Source organism: Micromonospora sp. LZ37 (genome assembly GCF_059359015.1).
The window spans coordinates 118,555-137,413 of sequence record NZ_JCADBL010000005.1 but is presented as its reverse complement, the minus strand read 5'-3'; the positions used below and the strand labels follow the sequence as shown (position 1 = coordinate 137,413).

General features: G+C 72.8%; 19 protein-coding genes and 1 tRNA gene. 12 read left to right on the top strand and 8 right to left on the bottom strand.

Annotation, left to right across the window (positions count from 1 at the left end; genetic code table 11):
- Nucleotides 1–26: 26 nt before the first annotated feature.
- The 4 genes from AC5L3Z_RS13135 to AC5L3Z_RS13120 are packed head-to-tail and all read right to left on the bottom strand — an operon-like array spanning nt 27 to nt 2,670.
- Nucleotides 27–797, bottom strand: a complete 771-nt coding sequence (locus AC5L3Z_RS13135; RefSeq protein ID WP_494841842.1) for an energy-coupling factor ABC transporter ATP-binding protein — start codon at nt 795–797, stop codon at nt 27–29.
- Nucleotides 794–1,564 (bottom strand): cobalt ECF transporter T component CbiQ, encoded by a 771-nt coding sequence (gene cbiQ, locus AC5L3Z_RS13130; RefSeq protein ID WP_494841840.1) that lies wholly within the window; start codon nt 1,562–1,564, stop codon nt 794–796. Before cbiQ ends, AC5L3Z_RS13135 begins: the two co-directional genes overlap by 4 nt.
- Before the next feature lie 15 nt (nt 1,565–1,579).
- On the bottom strand, nt 1,580–1,957 hold the full coding sequence (locus tag AC5L3Z_RS13125) for a PDGLE domain-containing protein (RefSeq protein WP_494841838.1): 378 nt from the start codon (nt 1,955–1,957) through the stop codon (nt 1,580–1,582).
- A complete protein-coding gene (locus AC5L3Z_RS13120) occupies nt 1,954–2,670 on the bottom strand; it encodes an energy-coupling factor ABC transporter permease (RefSeq protein WP_494841836.1) in 717 nt (238 codons plus the stop codon). Before AC5L3Z_RS13120 ends, AC5L3Z_RS13125 begins: the two co-directional genes overlap by 4 nt.
- Before the next feature lie 123 nt (nt 2,671–2,793).
- On the opposite strand from AC5L3Z_RS13120, the gene bcp reads away from it, so the two are divergent.
- The 3 genes from bcp to AC5L3Z_RS13105 all read left to right on the top strand — a co-directional run bounded on the left by bcp (nt 2,794) and on the right by AC5L3Z_RS13105 (nt 4,028).
- The gene (gene bcp / locus AC5L3Z_RS13115; RefSeq protein ID WP_494841835.1) at nt 2,794–3,270 is read left to right on the top strand and encodes a thioredoxin-dependent thiol peroxidase; all 477 of its coding nucleotides are present in this window, start codon (nt 2,794–2,796) and stop codon (nt 3,268–3,270) included.
- Nucleotides 3,271–3,357: 87 nt separating this feature from the next.
- A tRNA-Leu gene (locus AC5L3Z_RS13110) sits at nt 3,358–3,443 on the top strand.
- Between the two features lie 66 nt (nt 3,444–3,509).
- The gene (locus tag AC5L3Z_RS13105) at nt 3,510–4,028 is read left to right on the top strand and encodes a GNAT family N-acetyltransferase (protein WP_494841833.1); all 519 of its coding nucleotides are present in this window, start codon (nt 3,510–3,512) and stop codon (nt 4,026–4,028) included.
- A 55-nt stretch (nt 4,029–4,083) separates the two neighbouring features.
- Here AC5L3Z_RS13105 and AC5L3Z_RS13100 read toward each other — a convergent pair whose 3' ends face one another.
- The 4 genes from AC5L3Z_RS13100 to AC5L3Z_RS13085 form a co-directional block, all read right to left on the bottom strand.
- Nucleotides 4,084–4,395, bottom strand: a complete 312-nt coding sequence (locus AC5L3Z_RS13100; RefSeq protein ID WP_494841832.1) for a hypothetical protein — start codon at nt 4,393–4,395, stop codon at nt 4,084–4,086.
- Nucleotides 4,396–4,465: 70 nt separating this feature from the next.
- Entirely contained in the window at nt 4,466–5,281 is an 816-nt protein-coding gene (locus AC5L3Z_RS13095; RefSeq protein ID WP_494841831.1) for an MOSC domain-containing protein, read from the bottom strand.
- A complete protein-coding gene (locus AC5L3Z_RS13090; RefSeq protein WP_494841830.1) occupies nt 5,278–6,111 on the bottom strand; it encodes an O-methyltransferase in 834 nt (277 codons plus the stop codon). Before AC5L3Z_RS13090 ends, AC5L3Z_RS13095 begins: the two co-directional genes overlap by 4 nt.
- Nucleotides 6,112–6,120: 9 nt before the next feature.
- Entirely contained in the window at nt 6,121–7,470 is a 1,350-nt protein-coding gene (locus AC5L3Z_RS13085) for an RNA-guided endonuclease InsQ/TnpB family protein (protein WP_494841829.1), read from the bottom strand.
- 419 nt (nt 7,471–7,889) lie between these two features.
- On the opposite strand from AC5L3Z_RS13085, the gene AC5L3Z_RS13080 reads away from it, so the two are divergent.
- The 9 genes from AC5L3Z_RS13080 (at nt 7,890) to AC5L3Z_RS13040 (ending at nt 18,811) form a co-directional block, all read left to right on the top strand.
- Complete coding sequence (locus AC5L3Z_RS13080; protein ID WP_494841827.1) at nt 7,890–8,966, top strand: LCP family protein; 1,077 nt, start codon at nt 7,890–7,892, stop codon at nt 8,964–8,966.
- A gap of 109 nt (nt 8,967–9,075) precedes the next feature.
- Nucleotides 9,076–10,545: a sugar transferase gene (locus AC5L3Z_RS13075; RefSeq protein ID WP_494841825.1), complete on the top strand. Its 1,470-nt coding sequence runs from the start codon at nt 9,076–9,078 to the stop codon at nt 10,543–10,545.
- Between the two features lie 62 nt (nt 10,546–10,607).
- Nucleotides 10,608–11,741, top strand: a complete 1,134-nt coding sequence (locus AC5L3Z_RS13070) for a glycosyltransferase (RefSeq protein WP_494841823.1) — start codon at nt 10,608–10,610, stop codon at nt 11,739–11,741.
- The gene (locus tag AC5L3Z_RS13065) at nt 11,728–12,627 is read left to right on the top strand and encodes a glycosyltransferase family 2 protein (protein ID WP_494841821.1); all 900 of its coding nucleotides are present in this window, start codon (nt 11,728–11,730) and stop codon (nt 12,625–12,627) included. Before AC5L3Z_RS13070 ends, AC5L3Z_RS13065 begins: the two co-directional genes overlap by 14 nt.
- Nucleotides 12,624–13,865 (top strand): polysaccharide biosynthesis protein, encoded by a 1,242-nt coding sequence (locus AC5L3Z_RS13060; protein ID WP_494841819.1) that lies wholly within the window; start codon nt 12,624–12,626, stop codon nt 13,863–13,865. Before AC5L3Z_RS13065 ends, AC5L3Z_RS13060 begins: the two co-directional genes overlap by 4 nt.
- Nucleotides 13,858–14,754 (top strand): glycosyltransferase family 2 protein, encoded by an 897-nt coding sequence (locus tag AC5L3Z_RS13055; protein ID WP_494841817.1) that lies wholly within the window; start codon nt 13,858–13,860, stop codon nt 14,752–14,754. The genes AC5L3Z_RS13060 and AC5L3Z_RS13055 overlap by 8 nt, the downstream gene beginning before the upstream one ends.
- 1 nt (nt 14,755) lies before the next feature.
- Nucleotides 14,756–15,901 (top strand): glycosyltransferase family 4 protein, encoded by a 1,146-nt coding sequence (locus AC5L3Z_RS13050; RefSeq protein ID WP_494841816.1) that lies wholly within the window; start codon nt 14,756–14,758, stop codon nt 15,899–15,901.
- A gap of 8 nt (nt 15,902–15,909) precedes the next feature.
- Nucleotides 15,910–17,268 carry an O-antigen ligase family protein gene (locus tag AC5L3Z_RS13045; RefSeq protein WP_494841814.1) on the top strand — a complete coding sequence of 453 codons (1,359 nt, stop codon included), beginning with the start codon at nt 15,910–15,912 and terminating at the stop codon, nt 17,266–17,268.
- A 109-nt stretch (nt 17,269–17,377) separates the two neighbouring features.
- The gene (locus AC5L3Z_RS13040) at nt 17,378–18,811 is read left to right on the top strand and encodes a tyrosine-protein kinase domain-containing protein (RefSeq protein ID WP_494841812.1); all 1,434 of its coding nucleotides are present in this window, start codon (nt 17,378–17,380) and stop codon (nt 18,809–18,811) included.
- Nucleotides 18,812–18,859: the final 48 nt, after the last annotated feature.

Here is an 18,859-nt window from a genome sequence, read left to right as displayed (position 1 = left end):
CCGCTCAGCCCACGCCCCGCCGGGGGTCACAGGCGGGGGAGGGAGCGGGGGCTGAAGCCGTAGGGGAGTTCGAGGCGGTGGCGGGAGAGCAGGTCCGGATCCGTCAGGACGTCGAGGGTGGGGGCGTCGGCGACGATGCGGCCGGCGTCCAGGATGACCGCCCGGTCGCAGAGCTCGGCCGCGTACGGCAGGTCGTGGGTGACCATCAGCAGCGTCACCGGCAGGCCGCGCAGGATCTCCGCCAGCTCCCGCCGGGCGGCCGGGTCGAGGTTCGACGAGGGCTCGTCGAGCACCAGGATCTCCGGGCGCATGGCGAGCACCGTGGCGACCGCCACCCGGCGGCGCTGCCCGAAGGAGAGGTGGTGCGGCGCCCGGTCCCGGTGCTCGCCCATCCCCACCGCCGCGAGGGCCTCGTCCACCCGCTCGGCCAGCTCCGCGCCGCGCAGCCCCAGGTTGGCCGGGCCGAACGCCACGTCCTCGGCGACGGTGGGCAGGAAGAGCTGGTCGTCGGGGTCCTGGAAGACGATGCCGACCCGGCGCCGGACCTCGGCCAGCTCGGCCCGGTCCCGGCTCACCGTCAACCCGCCGACGCTGACCGTCCCCGCCGTCGGGGTGAGGATGCCGTTGAGGTGCAGCACCAGCGTGGTCTTGCCGGCGCCGTTGGGACCGAGCAGGGCCACCCGCTCACCGCGCGGCACGGTCAGGTCCACCCCGTCGAGGGCGACGTGGCCGTCCGGATAGGCGTACCGGACGCCACGGACGTCCAGCGAGGGAGCGGTCTGCACGTATCCGATCATGTCAGGACGACGGCGGTCGCTGCGATGGTGACCGCGGCCAGCGGCACGGTGGCCGCGGCCAGCCACTGCCCGGCGGTGGCCGCACCCGCGCCCTGCCAGACCGCCGGCATCCGCCCGGAGTATCCGCGCGACAGCATCGCCAGGTAGACCCGCTCCCCGCGCTCGAAGGCGCGCAGGAAGAGCGCGCCCACCCCCGCCGCGAAGCCGCGCAGCTGCCAGAGGAAACGCGGGTCGTCGCCGCGGGAGACCCGGGCCACCCGCATCCGGCGGGCCTCACCGACCAGGACGTCCAGGTAGCGCAGCATGAAGGTGGCGATCTGGGTGAGGATCTGCGGGCAGCGCAGCCGGTCCAGGCCGAGGATCAGGTCCCGGGTCGTCGTGGTCGCGGCCAGCAACAGCGACACGAGTACGCCGAGCGTGCCCTTGGCGACGATGTTCCACGCCCCGTACAGACCGTCGACGGAGAGGCTCAGCCCGGCCAGCTCCGTGCGCTCCCCCGCGCCGAGGAAGGGCAACGCCACCGCGAAGAGCACGAACGGCAGCTCGATCATCGAGCGGAGAAGCAGCCAGCGGGCACCGACCCGGGCCAGCGCGGCGACCCCGGCGACGAGCAGCGCGTACCCGCCGAAGGCCCAGAACGCCTCGCGCGGGGTGGCCACCACGGCGAGCGTGAAGAGCACCATCGCCGCGATCTTCACCTCGGGCGGCAGTCGGTGCACCGGGGAACCGGCATCCCGGTAGAGGACGTGCGCGTGCCCCGCGCCCATCGCCGTACCCCCGGCTCAGCCGACGTGGCCGGCGGGCCGCCGGTCCTCGGCGCCGGCCGGCGCGCGGCGGCGCAGCAGCCAGAAGGCGCCGCCGCCGATGGCGAAGGTGAGCAGCACCCCGACCACACCGGAGAGCCCGGTGGAGAGGAAACCGTTGTCGACCCCACGGACCCCGTAGTCGGCCAGCGGGCTGTCGGCCAGTTCGTGGTCCTTCGCCTGCTGGGCGGGGCAGGAGCCGCCGGTGATGTTGTCCTCGGCGTCGACCGTGCAGCCCTTGAGCAGCGAGGAGTCCAGCCCGTCCGGGTGCGCCGAGGCGTAGTTGCTCACCACCCCGGCCAGCAGGAGCGCGACCAGCAGACCGACCGCGACGAAACCCCAGGAACGCTTCCTCACCGGACACCTCCGACAGCCGGGACGGGCGCCGGCGTGGCCGGCTTCAGGGCGCGCAGCGCGTACACCAGGTCGGGACGCACCTTGGCGACGGTGACCACGGTGGTGGCGGTGATCAGGCCCTCGCCGACGCCGATCAGCAGGTGCGCGACGGCCATCGTGCCGGCCAGGCCGGTGATGTTGCCACCGAGGTCGGTGGTGCCGCCCAGCCAGTACTGGAGGACGAAGCCCTGGGCGGCGACCGCCACGCTCACCAGCGCGGAGACGAAGGCGGTGACGCCCAGCCCGCCCGGGGTGCGCGGCAGCACCCGCAGCAGCAGCGCGATCAGCAGGTACGCCGCCGCGGTGCCGAGCAGGGCCATGTTGGTGACGTTCAGGCCGAGCATCGCCACGCCGCCGTCGCCGAAGACCAGCGCCTGGACGATCAGCACCACCGCCACGCAGAGCGCGCCCACCCACGGGCCGACCAGCAGGGCGGCGAGCGCGCCGCCGAGCAGGTGGCCGCTGACCCCGGCGGTGAAGATCGGGAAGTTGAGCATCTGCACGGCGAAGATGAAGGCGGCGACCAGGCCGGCCATCGGCGCCAGCCGGTCGTCCAGGTCGCGCCGGCCGCGCAGCACGCAGAAGGTCAGCGCGGCGAGCGCGACGGCCGCGAAGATCCCCGCCACGGGACCGTTGATGATCCCGTTCGAGATGTGCATCGCCAGGGTGTCCACACCGCGCAGCCTATTTCCCGAGCCCGGTTGTTGCCAAGGCATGGCAACAAGCATGGTGTTGATCACCGCGTCGCCCGGCGCGGGCGGCCCGGCGCCGGTCGGCCCGGCGGTAGGGTCTCTGCCATGACCGCGCCCGACCGCCTCACCCCCGGTGACCCCGCCCCCGAGTTCAGCCTGCCCACCGACACCGGCGAGACGCTCTCCCTGGCCGACCTGCGCGGCCGCCGGGTCATCCTGTACGCCTACCCGGCGGCGATGACGCCCGGCTGCACCAAGCAGGCCTGCGACTTCCGCGACTCCCTCGCCTCGCTCCAGGCCGCCGGCTACGCGGTGGTCGGCATCTCCCCCGACAAGCCGGAGAAGCTCGCCAAGTTCCGCGACCGCGACGCCATCACCTTCCCGCTCGTCGCCGACACCGACAGGTCGGTCCTCACCGCGTACGGCGCCTACGGCGAGAAGCAGCTGTACGGCAAGACCGTGACGGGAGTGATCCGCTCCACGTTCGTCATCGACGCGGACGGCAAGATCGAGCGGGCGCTCTACAACGTCAAGGCCACCGGCCACGTCGCGAAGCTGCGCCGCGACCTCGGCCTCGACTGAAGGCGTCGCGCCGGGCCGCCTCGGTCGGCCGCCGCCGGGGCGGGACTCCACACCGCCACCGCCGGACGCTCTAGACTCAGCGGACCGGCGGGAGTGGCGGAACGGCAGACGCGGTAGGTTTAGGTCCTATTGTCCGAAAGGACGTGGGGGTTCGAATCCCCTCTCCCGCACCAGGGCAGCGCTGTCGGGCGCGTCACGATCGCGGGCTCACGCCGCGCCGGTTCGCCAGGATGACCGGCGTGAGTCTGCGCTTCGTCCTCGACCCCGACCTCACCGCCGACCTGCGCGAGCGGATCATCTCCCTCTGGGTGGACGTCACCAACGCCGGCGGCGCGGTCGGCTTCGTCGCCCCGGTCACCGCCGACAAGGTCCGCGCCGTCGCCGACCAGACCTTCGCCGACATCACCGACGGACCGGACCGGCTGCTGGTCGGGTACGACGGCGAGCGCCCGATCGGCGTACTGATCCTCGCGGACAACCGGTTCCACCTGAAGTCGCACTGGGGCACCCTGAAGCGGGTGATGGTCCACCCGGACACCCAGGGCCGGGGCCACGGCGTCGCCCTGATGCGCGAGGCCGAGCGGCGCGCCCCCGAACTGGGCTGGCAGGCGCTACACGTCACGGTCCGGGGCGGGCTGGGCGTGGAGGCGTTCTACACCCGGCTCGGCTACCGCGAGGTGGGACGCCTGCCGGGCGCCCTGCGGCTGGCCGACGGCGACGACCGGGACGAGATCCTCATGTGGCGCGACCTCGACTGACCCACCCTTCGCGGCGGACCGCCACCCGGGGCGGCACCGCCGGCAGTGGAGCCGGTCAGCCGCGCCGGCCGGCCAGCAGCCCGGACCCGACCACGGCCAGCGAGCGCAGCGGCTCGGCCGTCTCCGGGCGGGTACGCAGCAGGTCCTCCAACCGGACCCGCCACCGGCCCGCCTCGATCGGGGCCCGGTCGACGCCCCCGGGGGCGCGGAGCCGGTCCCGGGTGTCGTGCAGGGCTCGCGCGCAGTCCGGGCCGAGCAGCCCGCCCAGCTCGGTGCCGAGCCAGCCGAGGAGCGCATCGTCGTCGGCCGCAGCGACGATCAACCGGGCCATGTCCCAGGCCACGCGGGGTTGGTGGACGACCTGCATCTCGACTCCTCCGTCGGAGTGACCGTTGACACCATCATCGATGTCGGCGAGCCGGGTCGGCAAGCCCCGTTCAGCCGTCCACCGTGACCGGATCGCCGACGGCCACCACGCCGGGCGTCTCCGGCACCAGATGCAGTCCGAAGAGGAGCTTCTGCCCGATGTTGCGGTGCCGGGCCAGGGTGCGCAGCGGCTCGCGGCCACGTACCCCGGTCTCCTGGTCGGTGGTGGTCACGACGCACCGGTCACACGGCCCGGCGGCGCGGAACACCGCCGCGCCGACCCGCAGCCGCCGCCCGGCCCAACCGTCCTCGGCCCAGGCGGGCGCGCCCTCGACCACCAGGTTGGGGCGGAACCGGGTGATCGGGACGGGCTCCTCGCCGGCCTCGGCGAGCCAGTCGTTGAGCGCGTCGAGGGAGGCGGTGGCGGCCAGCAGCAGCGGGTACTCGTCGGCGAAGCTGACCTGGCCGCCGGTGTCGTGGGCGCGGTCGCCCGGGGCGAGGTGCCGGGCCGGGTGACGCAGGTGGACCAGGCGGACCGGCCGGCCGAGCAGGGCGGTGAGCCAGTCGTCGGCCGCCGGACCGGCGGGGACCGCGTCGACCGGCAGCCGGTTGCCGAAGACCCGTACCGCGACGGTGGCGTCGCCGACCGGCTCGGCGACGTCGAGGTCGGGACGGCCGGCGGCGGTCAGCACCAGGCCACCGTCGCGCGGCACGGCGCGCAGCCGGACCAGCTCCGTGGTCTCCCGCTGGGTGACGCCGACGCCGTCGGCGTCGACGACCATCCAGCGCCGGTCGCCGGCCAGGCCCCACGGCTCGACCCGGGCGCCGTCGTGGTCGAGGCGGTGACACCCCTTGACCGGGTACGTGTGCACGGAGGCGAGCCTCACCAGGCGGCCCCGATCCCGTCCCCGGGGTACCAGTGCTCGCGTGGGGTCTCCCGGTAGGCGAGGAAGCGCCGCCCGGTGCGCTCGGCGTGCTTGGCCAGCACGTCGGTGTGCGTGACGTTGTCGGTCAGCAGGAGCGCGCCCGGGGCGAGCTTCGGCTCCACCGCCTCGAACTCGCGCTTCTCGTGGGCGCGGCTGTGGTCACTGTCGTGCAGGAACAGGTCGACCGGCCGGTCCAGGGCGGCGATCGAGGCGATGGAGTCCCCGATCACCAGGTCGACCACGTCCGACCAGGGCGCGGTGCGGGCCAGGTAGCCGGCCTCGGGGTTGATGTCCAGGGAGGTGACCCGGCCGGGGTGCCCCTCGGCGGCGTTGCGCAGCAGCGCGGCGGCCAGCACGCAGCTGCCCAGCCCCTTGTCGACGCCCGTCTCGACGACGTGCGCCGGGCGGGTGGCCCGGACGATGGCGTACCAGCCGACCCGGCGGGCGTACCGGACCTTCCGGTCGGCGAGGCCGCGGCGCGCGGCGCCGGCGGTGGCCCGCTCGATGTGGCCGCGCAGCGTGTCGTCGGACTCGATCTCCTCGACGTACGCGCGGACCTGTTTGACCGGCACGTCGCAGACGACGCTGACGAACCAGGCGAGGTGCTGGCGGCTGAGCGCGGTCAGGTCGTAGGTGTAGTTGTGGTGTTCCCGGGAGGTGACCAGCCATCGGGCAGAGGTGCGCAGCACCTTGGCGTCGTACCGGGCGACCCGGGCCAGCCGCTTGGGGAAGGCGGCCACCGGTGCGAGGCGGGTACGGGCGATGGCCCGGCGAAGCGTCGTTGCGTCCACACGAGCGTTCTACCAGGAGAAGCCGATCAGTGGTGAGGAAAGTTTCGATCCACCGCCCCGACGGCCAGGGTTGACCGACCGGACGCGGGGCCCCGCGAAACGTGAATCGTTGACGTTCTCTCCGCCCTCAAGGACGGAGGTTCCCTGCACGCTGCGCTTGGAGGGCGCAGTGTCCGGGTGGATTCCTGCTTCTCGGCGCGGTGCCGGCACGGGTGCCGGTCTTACCTGCGCTCCACAGGCGTTTAGGCTCTCCCAGCGTCCCTGGGCGAGCACGTTGATCGCCGCGTTGACGTCCCGGTCGTGCACCACGCCGCAGGGGCAGGTCCACGACCGGACATCCAGTGGCTTGGGTCCGTCGAGCCGGCCACACGCCGAGCACGTCCGGGACGTGGGCGCGAACCGATCGACCCTGGCGAAGGTACGCCCGTACCGTGCGGCCTTGTACTCCAACATCCCCACGAACCGCGACCAGCCAGCGTCGTACACCGACTTCGCCAGCCAGGTCCGGCCCAGACCGACCACGCACAGGTCCTCGACGTACACCGCTTGGTTGTCGCGGATGATCCGTGTCGAGAGCTTGTGCTGCCAGTCCCGCCGGCTGTCGGCCACCCGGGCATGCGCCCTGGCGACCTTCACGACTGCCTTCTTGCGGTTGTTGCTGCCCCGCTGCTTGCGGGACAGGTCCTGCTGCAACCGGCGCAGTTTGCGGGCCGCCCGGCGCAGAAACTTCGGTGCCGCGATCTTCCTGCCGTTGGAAAGGACCGCGAAGTGGGTCAGCCCCAGGTCGATACCCACCTCGGACTCGACCGGCGGCAAGGGCTCGTCGGCCGCCTGCACGACGAACGAGGCGAAGTACCGGCCCGCCGCGTCCTTGATCACCGTCACCGACGACGGATCCGCCGGAAGACTGCGCGACCAACGCACGTTCAGGTCGCCGACCTTCGGCAGCCGCAACCGTCCGTTGTCCAGCACCTTGAACCGGGAGTTCTTCGTGAACCGGATGGCCTGCCGGTTGTCCTTGCGGGACCGGAACCGCGGCGGTGCCACCCGCCGGCCCTTGCGCTTGCCCGAGATCGAGGCGAAGAAGTTCCGGTATGCGGTGTTCAGGTCCGCGAGGGCCTGCTGGAGAACAACTGCCGATACCTCGCTCAGCCATGCCCGCTCGGGCGTCTTCTTCGCCTCGGTGATCACCCGCTTCGACAGATCGCCATCTGAGAGGTACGGCAGTCCGGCCTGCCGGGCATTGTGGCGTGCGCGCAGCCCGTCGTTGAATACCACCCGCGCGCACCCGAATGCCCGGGCCAACGCTTCCTGCTGGGAGGGCGTCGGGTAGACGCGGTAGTTGTACCGGAGCTGCACATCAGACAAATTACCATCGGTCTATGGCTTGGACTGAGGACATCCGGACCGGCAGGCACTGCAGGCGCCCACCTGGTCTCCGTGACGAAGCTCCGGCACAAGTGATCAGCGACCGGCACCTGACCCGCCTGGCGGAGATCATGCCGGCGGTGTGAGCCGACTTCGAGTGCGAACTGGTGGAGTTCAACAGCGCAGGCGAGCACGAGCACTGCTGCTCAACTTCCCATCGAAGGTTGCCCTGTCGAAGCTGGTCAACAGGCTCAAGGGCTTGCAACCCTGAGCGTCTGCGCCAGTACATCGAGCAGCAGAACCGCCCCGGGTTACACCACGCCCGGACCTAGCCGACCCCTTCCGCGCGGGCCCTCCATCTCCGCTCAGAGGGGCAGAGCACTGGCCCGCCTATGGGTAGCATCGCGGCCATGTCCGATCGCCAGCCGCTCGTCGACCCCGAACCGCGCTCGCCAGCGTCCGAAGGGGACGGTGGGGCCGTGGACGGGTCGCCAGCTCCGGCTCCGCGCCGCCGCCGCGGCCGACGGATCGCCCTGATCGTGCTGCTGGTGCTGGCGCTGCTGGCCGGCGGGGGTGTCCTCGCGGGCGGCCTGTACTACCGCTCGGTCAACTCCTCGATCGACCGGGTCGACGCGTTCACCGGGGTGCCCGAGGAGTCCCGTCCGCAGGTGGTCGCCAAGGGCGCGATGAACATCATGATCCTGGGCAGCGACTCCCGCGACCCGGGGAACGCCGGGGGTTCCCGCAGCGACACCATCATCCTCGCCCACCTGCCGAAGGACCGGTCGAGCGCCCAGCTCATCTCGATCCCGCGCGACACCTGGACGCACGTCCCGCGCTCCGAGGAGGGCCGGGGCGGCCGTGACGCCAAGATCAACGCGGCCTACGCGTGGGGCGGCGTGCCGCTGATGGTGCAGACGGTGGAGAAGTTCACCGGGGTCCGCGTCGACCACGTGGCGATGGTCGACTTCGCCGGCTTCAAGGAGATCGTCGACGCGCTGGGCGGCATCGAGGTCGAGGTGGAGCGGAGCTTCACCTCCACCCACTCGCTCAACCCGGACGGCCGGCGCGAGTTCACCAAGGGCCGGCAGACCATGGACGGGGCCGCCGCGCTGGACTACGCCCGCGAGCGCTACGCCTTCGCCGACGGCGACTTCGCCCGGATCCGGCACCAGCAGCAGGTCATCAAGGCGATCCTCGACAAGGCGGCCTCGGGCGGCACGCTGGGCAGCCCCACCAGGCTGAACTCGTTCGTCAAGGCCACGGCCGACGCGGTCGCGGTCGACAGGTCGATGTCGCTGGTGGACCTGGCGACGGAGCTGCGTCACCTGCGCGGCGGCAACCTCGGCTTCTACACCTGCCCGGTGAAGGGCACCGGCCGGGTGGGCAGCGAGAGCGTGGTGTTCCCGGACAACGCCCGGGCCAGGGAGTTGTTCGACGCGGTCCGCAGCGATTCGGTCGATCGGATCGCATCGGCCGGAAAGTAGGACTTTCCTCTGCCGTGCCGGCTATGGCGATCTGACCGGGACGCTAATATCCTTCGATCGCTCGGCGTCTGCCCAAACGGGCCCGGGACGTCACGGGGGAGATTCCACAATGTCCGGCCACCCGGCGACCAGAGATCCGGCCGCGGTCACGACGCGGCCCCAGGAGGCAGCGCCCCGCACGCCGACGCGGGCGCACGCCGGTCTCGACACCACCGCGGTGCTGCCGTACGCGAGTTCCCGCGCCTCGAAGCGGACCCGCGGGTTGCGGGCCTGGATGCTGACCCTCCCGGTCGACGTCGGCGCGCTGCTCGCTCCGCTGCTGCTGCTGAGCCAGGACTACTGGCGCGGGACGCTGGCCAACGCCGCCCTCGCGGTGGCCGTCTTCACCACCGGCGGGCTCTACCGGGCCCGGCGTCACCTCAGCATCCTCGACGAGCTGCCCGCCCTCTGCGGACGCCTGCTGGCCTGCGGCGCGGCAGTGGCCATCATCGCGGCCTACCGCCACGACTCGGTGCCGTACGTCAGCGGGTTCATGCACGGTGTGGCGCTCTCCGCGGGGCTGGTGATCGTCGGCCGCGCCGGCACGAGGACGCTCACCATCGTGGCGCGCAAGCGCCGCTGGATGGAGCACAACGCCATCATCGTCGGCGGCGGCCCGATCGGCGCGGAGCTGGCCCGGCTGCTCCGCCGCTACCCCCAGTACGGCCTGCGCTTCGTCGGCTGCGTGGACGCGCCGTCGCGGCGGAACAACGGGCTGCCGCTGATCGGCACCCTCGACGAGCTGGAGCAGCTGGTCCGGCTGGTGGAGTGCGAGGTCCTGGTCATCGCCGACCCGGACTGCCCGGATGCGACCGTGATGGAGTACCTCCTCCGTCCGGCGAGCGCCCGCTGTGCCCTCTGGGCCGTCCCCCGCCTCTGGGGGTCCGGGTCCCAGGCCGGATATCCCGACCACGTCGGCGCCTTCCCCATCGTGCGGATCGGCGACCTCACGCTCTCCGGTCCACGATGGGCGATCAAACGGGCCTCGGACGTGGTGCTGGCCTCGCTCGCGCTGCTCGTGCTGAGCCCACTGCTGCTGCTCTGCGCGGTGGCGACGTTCCTGGACGGCGGTCGTGGGATCTTCTTCCGTCAGGAGCGGATCGGCCGGTACGGCAAGCCGTTCCAGGTCATCAAGTTCCGGTCGATGCGCCCGGCCGACGAGCACGAGTCGCAGACCACCTGGTCGATCGCGCACGACCGGCGGATCGGGCCGATCGGACGGTTCATGCGCCGTACGTCGCTGGACGAACTGCCGCAGCTGTGGAACATCCTGCGCGGGGAGATGAGCGTGGTGGGGCCGCGACCGGAGCGGCCGTACTTCGTGGAGAAGTTCTCGGCCGCGTACCCGGACTACCCGACGCGCCACCGGGTGCCGGTCGGGCTGACCGGGCTGGCGCAGGTCAGCGGCCTGCGCGGGGACACGCCCATCTCCGACCGGTCCCGGTTCGACAACTACTACGTCGAGAACTGGTCGCTCTGGCTGGACACCAGGATCGTGCTGCGTACGGTGGCGGAGGTCTTCCGGGGTGGCGGTCGTTGACCGGACCCGACCGGAATCGCGCCAACGCCACACCAGGTTCACACGACAAGGAGTTCAAGGTGGTGAGCACGACCACCGGGCCCACCCCGCAGGCCGGTCAGCACGGGCTCGGCGCGCTGTCCGGCTCGTCCGTGGCGCTCGTCCACGAATGGTTCGGCGCCACCGGCGGCTCGGAGCAGGTCTTCCGGAACATCGCCGGTCTGGTCCCGCACGCGGAGCGGTTCGTGCTGTGGAAGGACCGTGACGTCGAGGAGCCGGGCCTGCGGGAGTCGTGGCTCGCCCGGACCCCGGTCCGGCACAGCAAGGCGATGGCGCTTCCCCTGATGCCGATGACCTGGCGGACCCTCACCCGCCAGCGGTTCGACGTGGTCATCTCGTCCAGCCACGCCTTCGCGCACACGGTCAAACTGGGCCCGTCCGGGACGACCCGGTATCTGAGCTACGTCCACACGCCGGCCCGCTACCTCTGGAGCCCCGCCTTCGACGGCCGGGGCTCCAGCCCCCTGCTCGCCCTGCCACGACGCGCCCTCCAGGCCGTCGACGTCCGGTTCAGCCGGCACGTCCACAGCTACGCGGCCAATTCGCGCGAGGTGCGGGGGCGGATCCGCCACTACTGGCGACGCGACGCGGTCGTGATCAACCCGCCGGTGGACGTCGCCTTCTTCTCCTCCGCGCCGGCCGCCGACCGGGTCCAGCCGAGGGACCACCTGCTCGGCGTGGGCCGGTGGATCCCCTACAAGAAGTTCGACCTGATCATCGCGATCGCCGAGGCCGCCGGGCTGCCGGCGGTCATCGCCGGCTCCGGGCCGGAGGAGGTCAACCTGCGACGTCTCGCGGAGCGCGCCGACGTGCCCGTCACCATCGAGGTCAGGCCGAGCAGGGAACGGCTCCGCCAGCTCTACTGGGGCGCCCGGGCCCTGCTCTTCCCGGTCCACGAGGACTTCGGCATCATCCCGGTCGAGGCGCAGGCGTGCGGCACGCCGGTCATCGGCATCAGTCGCGGCGGGCTGCTGGAGACGGTGGTCGACGGCGAGACGGGCTTCCTCGCCGACGCCACCGACCCGCGTGACTTCGCGGCGCTGGCCGCGCGGGTCGGCGACCTGCACCAGGACCGGATCGGCGCCAACGCCGCGAGGTTCTCCGAATCGGCCTTCGCCGCGGCGTTCTCGGAGTGGGTGGCGGATGTCGTCGGGTAACGGCGGCGGGGACGCCGCGGTGGGCATGCTCGGGATCGCCATCGTCAACTACCGGTCCGCCGACGACTGCGCGGGGCTCGTCCGCTCGCTCGTCGCCCACCACACCGGCGCCCGGCCACGGGTCGCCGTCGCGATCGTCGACAACAGCGACCAGCGGCGGGAACTCGAACCGGTGGCCGAGTTCGCGCGCCGGCACGGCCTGCTGGTCCACGTGATCCACGGGCACGGCAACGTCGGCTACGCCGCGGGCAACAACCGGGCCGCGCGCTGGCTCCTCGAAGCGGGCGCCGACGTCGTCTGGGTCCTCAACCCGGACACCAGGATCACCGGCGGGGCCCTCGCGTCGGCACTGGAGGTGCGCCGCTCCGGCGACTGCGCGATCGGCGCGACGACGAGCGTCGACGCCGACGGCGGCACCCGTCCCGATCTGGGCACGCTCGACCTGTGGACCGGCCGCAGCGGGCAGCCGCCGGCCGGACCGTCGCGCACCCTGACCTACGTCGCCGGCCATTCCGTCCTGCTCACCCGCGCGGCGTTCGAGAAGCTGAACGGCTTCACCGAGGACTTCTTCCTCTTCTACGAGGAGGCGGACGTCGCGGTCCGGGCCGCCCGCCTCGGCATCCCGGTCACCGTGGTCGCCGATCTCCAGGTCGACCACGCCGGCGGCGGCGCCACCGGCGCGAGCCGGGACATGCGGGCCAAGTCGCTCACCACGTACTTCCACGCCAGCCGCAGTTGCATGATCTTCTTCCGGAAGCACCACCGCCGGCGGCTTCCCCTGGCGGCGCTGGCCCGGCTCCTCCACGCGGGCCGGGCGCTGGTGGTGGCCGGCCCGAAGGCGGCGACCGCGGTCGTCCGGGGCACGGTCGCGGGGCTGCTCGCATGACCCGGTCGGTGCGCGGTTCGGTCCGGCGGGTGACGGGCAGCGCCACCCTGATGTACGTGGCGGCGTTGGCGATGTCCGGCGTCGCCATCCTGCTCAGCGTCGCCCTTCCGCCGGCCGAACGCGGCCTGCTGGTGGCGACCACGACCAGCGCCGCCACCGGCGTGGCGGTCGGCGGGTTGTCGTTGGAGACGTTCCTGCTGGCGCAGGGCCGGCAGTGGCTGGACGAGCGGGCCGGGCGGCGCAGCCTGGTCCTCTACCTCGCCACCGTGCCCCTGACGGCGGTGCTGGCCTGGACCTTCGCGCGCTACGCGGAGGAGGCCGACCCGAGCATCGCCGCCGTCGGCGCGGCGTGCATCGCGGCGAGCAACGTCCCCGCCGCGGCCGGGCTCACCCTCGGTGAGTTCCTGAGTGTCTACCGGTATCGCGCGGCCTTCGCCGCCATCGCGCCGGTGCTGTACGTGCTGCTGATCCTCGCCTCCGTGCAGGAGGCGGAGCTGTGGTTGCTCGCCTGGCTGGGGTGCCAGGCGCTGATGGCGTTGGCGCTGTGGACGACGCACGGGCCGTCGCTGGCACCCCTGGCCCGACGGGCGTCACCGCCGCGGGAACGGGTCGCCCGGCTGGGGCTGACCCACGCGGGGGCGGTGGCCCAGGTCTTCACCTACCGCTTCGACCAGCTGGCACTGGCCCGTCACCAGGGACCGGACGTGCTCGCCGTGTACTCGCTGGCGGTGGCGGCGATCGAGTTCACCCAGGCCGGCGCGGTCGTCGCCGCGCAGCGGACCCTCGGCGACCATGCGGACGGCTCGACCGACCGGCTGCGCGCGGTGCTGCGCCGGGCGTTGTACCTCGCCGCCGGCATGGGGGTGCTGGTCCTGGTCGGGCTGGCGGCGATCGGCGTGCTCACCAGCGGGTACGAGGCCGCCCTCCTGCTCGGCCTCGTGCTGGTGGCGCGCAGCATCGCGGTGACCTTCGGCAAGATCCTGAGCGCCCGGCTGGTCAACCTCGGCGGCGAACGCGCGACCGCGGTGATCGCCGCGGTCACCGCCGTGGTGGCGATCGGCGGATACTCGCTCACCGCCGCCGAGTTCGGGGCCGTGGGCGTCGCCCTCGTCTCCGTCGTGCTGTTCGCGCTGCACAGCACGGCCACCGCCGTCGTCCTCGGGAAGCGCTCCGCGGCGCGGCTCGCGCCGGACACCCCGACCGGGTCCCTGAAGAGTGAGGTTGGCACCAGTGCCTGAAACAGTCGTCGCCGTCATCCTCAACTGGAACTGCGCGGACGACACCCTGCGCTGCCTCCGGGCGGTCCTCGACGGCAGCACCACCCCCGAGGTCGTCATCGTCGACAACGGTTCGAGCGACGACTCGGTCGAGAAGCTGGCGGGGGCGGCCGGGTCCGCCACCCTGCTGCGGCTCGACCGCAACCTGGGCTACGCGGGTGGCATGAACGCGGGCATCCGGGAGGCTCAGGCCCGGGGCGCCGACTGGGTCTGGCTGTTGAACGCGGACTGCGTGCCCCGGCCGGATGCGCTCGCCACCCTGCTCCGCCAGGCGGACCGGTTCGTGGTGTCGACGTCGTTGCAGACGACCTCCGCCGAGCCGGACGATCCGAGCGCCGAGCCCTACGTCGTCGCCGCCATGCTGCCGAAGGGCAAGGTCCGCCCGTTCCGCTGCGCCGGCTGCGCCGAGGGCGCCCACGAGGTGGACATGGTCACCGGCGCCGCGCTGCTGATGCGCCTGTCCTGGGTGGTCCGGGTCGGCCTGTTCGACGAACGGTTCTTCCACTACAAGGAGGAGTTCGACCTGGTCCGGCGGATCGGCGCGGCGGGCGGCCGCATCGGGTTCGTCTGCGGTTCCGAGGTCTGGCACAAGCGGGGCGGCAGCCTCAGCGGATCCAGCCCTCGAGCCCGGTACTACCACCACCGCAACGAGCTCCTCTACGTGCGCAAGCACTATCCGCGTCCGCTGCGCAGGCTGCTGCTCGGTGAGCCGATCCACTACCGGAACCTGGCCCGGTCGCTGTGGCGGATCGCCGTCGGCGGCCGGGAGGGCAGACGCGCCTCGCTGGCCGTCCTGGCCGGGTACTGGGACGGCCTGCGGGGCGTGCACGGCCCCACCGAGAGGTTCTAGGGTGCACATCCTGTTCGTGAGCCATTCGGCGGACCTGATGGGCGCGGAGCGTTCACTGATCGCGCTGGTGCGGGAGGCGGTCGAGGTCCGGGGCCACCGGGCCACCGTCTCGATGCCGGCCGACGGCCCGCTGCGCGCCGAACTCGTGCGGGTGGGCGCCGACGTGGTGGTCCTGCCGACCCGGCTGTGGATGGGCCGGCGGCACACGCCGGTGGTCGGCCTGGTCCGGTCGGGACAGGCGGCGGTCTCCGTTCCCCGGTACCTGCGCTACCTGCGGCGGGTGCGACCGGACCTGGTCGTCACCAACTCGGCCGTCGTCCCGGCCGGCGCGATCGCCGCCCGGATGGCCGGGATCCCCCACGTCTGGACGATCAGGGAGAGCCTGCTCACCAACCCGAGCCTGCGCTCCGCCGTACCGAGGGCGACGATCGCCCGGACGATCGCCGGGCTGGCGGACGGCATCGTCGCGATCTCCCAGTACGTCGCCGGTCAACTGCTGGCCGCGGCCCCCGCCGCCCGGGAGCGGCTGCGGGTGATCCCCCCGTCGGTCGCGCCCCTCGCTCGGGACCGGGTGGCCGAGGATCGTCGTGGCCGGGCAAGACTGGAGAGGCTCGTCCTGCTCGGGCGCTACACCCCCGAGAAGGGGCAGGCGGACGCCATCGAGGCGCTGGGGCGCTGCGCCCGGGCGGGACGACCCCTGGCGCTGAAGCTGGCCGGGGTCGGGGACCCGGCCGCGCAGCGCGCACTCCGGGCGCTCGCCGAGGAGCACGGCGTCGGCCACCTCGTCGAGGTCACCGAGTGGACGGACGATCCGTACGCCCGCTACGCCGAGGCGGATGCGACCCTGATGCTGTCCCGCAACGAAGCGTACGGACGGGTGACGCTGGAATCGCTCATGTCGGCGACGCCGGTGATCGGGTTCCGGGCGGGGGCCACCACCGAGATCCTCGCCGAAGGGGGCGGTGTGCTGGTGGAACCCGACGCCGAGGCGTTGGCACGGACCCTGCTCTCCCTGGCCGGGGACGACGACGCCGTCGACCGGCTCACGTCCGCGGCGGTACGCCGGGCGCACGAGTTGAACGCGGCCCCCTCGTCGGCGCCGACGTTCGTCGCCCACCTCGAACAACTGCGGGCGAAGCTGTCGTGACCGGATCCGTGAGAACGTTCGGCCCGCCCGCCGTGCTGGCGGTGACGGTGGGTCTCCTGGCCGGCTGGCGGCCCGTCCTGCTGGGCGTGCTGGGGTTGGCCGCGCTGCTGCTCTGGGGGCTCGGGACCCCGTCCCGGTTGAACCACGCGCTCTTCGCGGTGCTGCTCCTCGTGCCGGTCACCGCCGATCCGGGCTACCCCACCAAACCCGTCTGGGTCGTCCTGCTGGCGGCGACGGCCATCGCGCTGTACGGGCGCCTCCAGCGGTTCCACCCGGACGTCCCGCTGGCCTCCGTCGGGATGGCCGCCTTCGCCCTGCCGGCGGCGGGCCTGCTCGCCGCCCTGGCGCACTGGCGGGGACCGAAGGACCTGGTCTTCGCGCTCGCGCCGTTCGTCTGCTACGCCGTCATCGCCTGGCACGTGGTCGAGGAGGCACGGCAGGACCCCCCGGCGCTCAGGCGCCTGGCGAGGGCGTTCGCGTGGGCGGGGGTGCCGGTGGCGCTCCTCGCCGTCCACCAGCGCGTGACCGGGACCTGGTTGGTCCTCGACGACCTGGCGATCAGCAACGCGTTCACCTCGTCCGCGGGCGAGGGCAGGTCGGTGGGCACGGTCGGCCACCCGATCGTCTACGGCACCTGGTGCATGACGTCGATGTGCGTCGCGCTCGCCCTGCGCGGGCGGCTGTGGCAGGTGCCGTTCGCCGCCGGCGCGGTCGGCCTGCTGCTCTCCGGCTCCCGTAGCGCCTGGTTCGGTCTCGCCGGCGCGGTCGTCGTCTGGTACCTCGCCCAGGATCGGAAGGTGACCCGCCGTGGTGTGGCTGTCGTGGCGGCCGGTGCCCTGGTCGGCGCGGGCCTGCTGGTGGTCCGCCCCGCCCCGGTCCGGAACGCGCTCGACATGGTCGAGTCGCGGCTGTCCAACATGACCGGGTCGAGTTCGGCCACCGCCCGGTACAGCCGGTTCGACGCGGCGTGGTCCGGCCTGCGGGAGGGCTACGACACGGTGCTGTTCGGCCTGGGACCGGAGGCGCACGTCCGGTTCTTCCAGGAGGTCGGGATCGGCGACCACCTGGCGCAGACCTTCGACAACAGCTACCTCACCCTCTGGTACGACTTCGGGCTGCTCACCCTCCTGCCCTTCCTCGCAATACTGGTGGCCCTGCTGCTCCGGTCGAGGTCGACGGCGGCTCGCATGCTGGTCGTGGGGATCGCGGTGCAGATCTCCTTCTTCGACTTCTACCTGTGGCCGTGCGCCGTCGCCGTGCTGATCCTGGCGGCCGGCCTGGCGGTCGGCGGGGATCCGGGCGCGGCGGGGACGGCAGAACGGGAGCCGCCGGCGTCGGCCGAGGGGCTGCTCGCCGGGGCGCGATGAGCAGCACCGTCGCGGGAAGCCCGGGATCGTCGGTGCGACCGGGCGCACGAATGTACGAGTCGGGCGCGGCCTCCGGTGGGCGGCCGGCCGAAGCGAGTGAGGATCAACAGTGAGGCTTTCGGACGGACTCCGGCCCGCCGACGCGGTCATCCCGCCGACGGACACCCCGCCGCACCGGACGGGTCTGCGTGGCGTCGTCGACAGATCGCGCTCGGCGGTCGGTCAGTGGACCCGGCTGACGCCCCGTCACCAGCTGCGGGCACTGCGCCGGTACCGCTGGGCGGTGCTCACCCTCGTCCTCCTCGGCGGCCTGGGCGGCGGCCTGGCCTCCGTGCTCCAGACCCCGGTCTACAAGGCGGACGTGCAGCTGTTCTTCTCGCCGAACTTCCCGACGAAGGACATCCGCCAGCTCGACACCGGCGGCAACTACATCCTGCAACGCGTCCGGTCGTACGCCGAGATCGGCAACAGTCCCGAGGTCGCCGCGACGGTGATCGACCGGCTGGACCTGCCGTACTCCCCGGAGGAGCTGACGGCACAGGTCGAGGTGACGGGGAAGGCCAGCACGGCGGTCCTGACCGTCGAGGTCGGCGATGCGGATCCCGATCGGGCCCGGGACATCGCCAACGCGATCGCGGACGAATTCCCCGGCTACATCGGCCGGCTGGAGCGGCCGACCGGCGTCGACGCGCCGCCGGTCAAGGTGTCCGTCGTACGGCGGGCGATCACGCCACCGGCCCCGGACTCGCCGCGGCCGCTGACCAACGTCGGCCTCGGCCTCGCCGGTGGTCTGCTCGTGGCGGCGGCGTCGGCGCTCACGGCGTACGCCCGGGAGCGCGCCGTCCGGGACGCGGACCACGCCGCCGAGGTCGCGGGGCTGGCCCTGGTCGGTGTGGTCGACGCCGACCCGAAGGCGGCGCCCGTCATGGCGTGGAACGAGAACTCCGACCGGGCGGAGGCCTTCCGGCGGCTGCGGACGACGCTCCGGCTACAGGCGATCGGCGAACCGTCGACCAGCATCACGCTGCTCGGTGGCGCCGCCGGTGACGGTGGGGCCGGCACCGCCGCCGACCTGGCCATCGCGTGCGCCCGGGCCGGCGAGACCGTGGTGCTGGTGGACGCGAACCTGAGGAACCCCGAGGTCCACGAACTGTTCGCCGTCCCCAACGACACCGGCCTGGCCGACGTCCTGCGGGGCGGGGCGTCGGTCGGCGACGTGGCGGTCCACTGGCACCCGGATCTTCCGCTCTTCGTCCTGCCCACCGGCCGGGTCGCACCGGAACCGCCCGAGCTGCTGCTTCGGCCCGACCGGCTGGCCAACCTGCTGGAGTCGTGTCGGCGGGACCAGGTCCTGGTCGTCGTCAGCGGTCCGCCGCTGCTGTTGGACGCCGAAGCGGAGACCCTGGTTACCGCCACGGACGCCACCGCGGTGCTGGCGCGGGTCGGCTCCACCCAGGTCGACCAGCTCGCCGCCACGGCGGGCGTGCTGCGCAGGTCCCGCGCGAACCTGCTCGGCCTGATCGTGGTCCGGCCGGCCGGGTAGTGGGCGTCCGGGTTTCGGCGCCGTCGGGGGCGTCCGGGCACCCGCGGA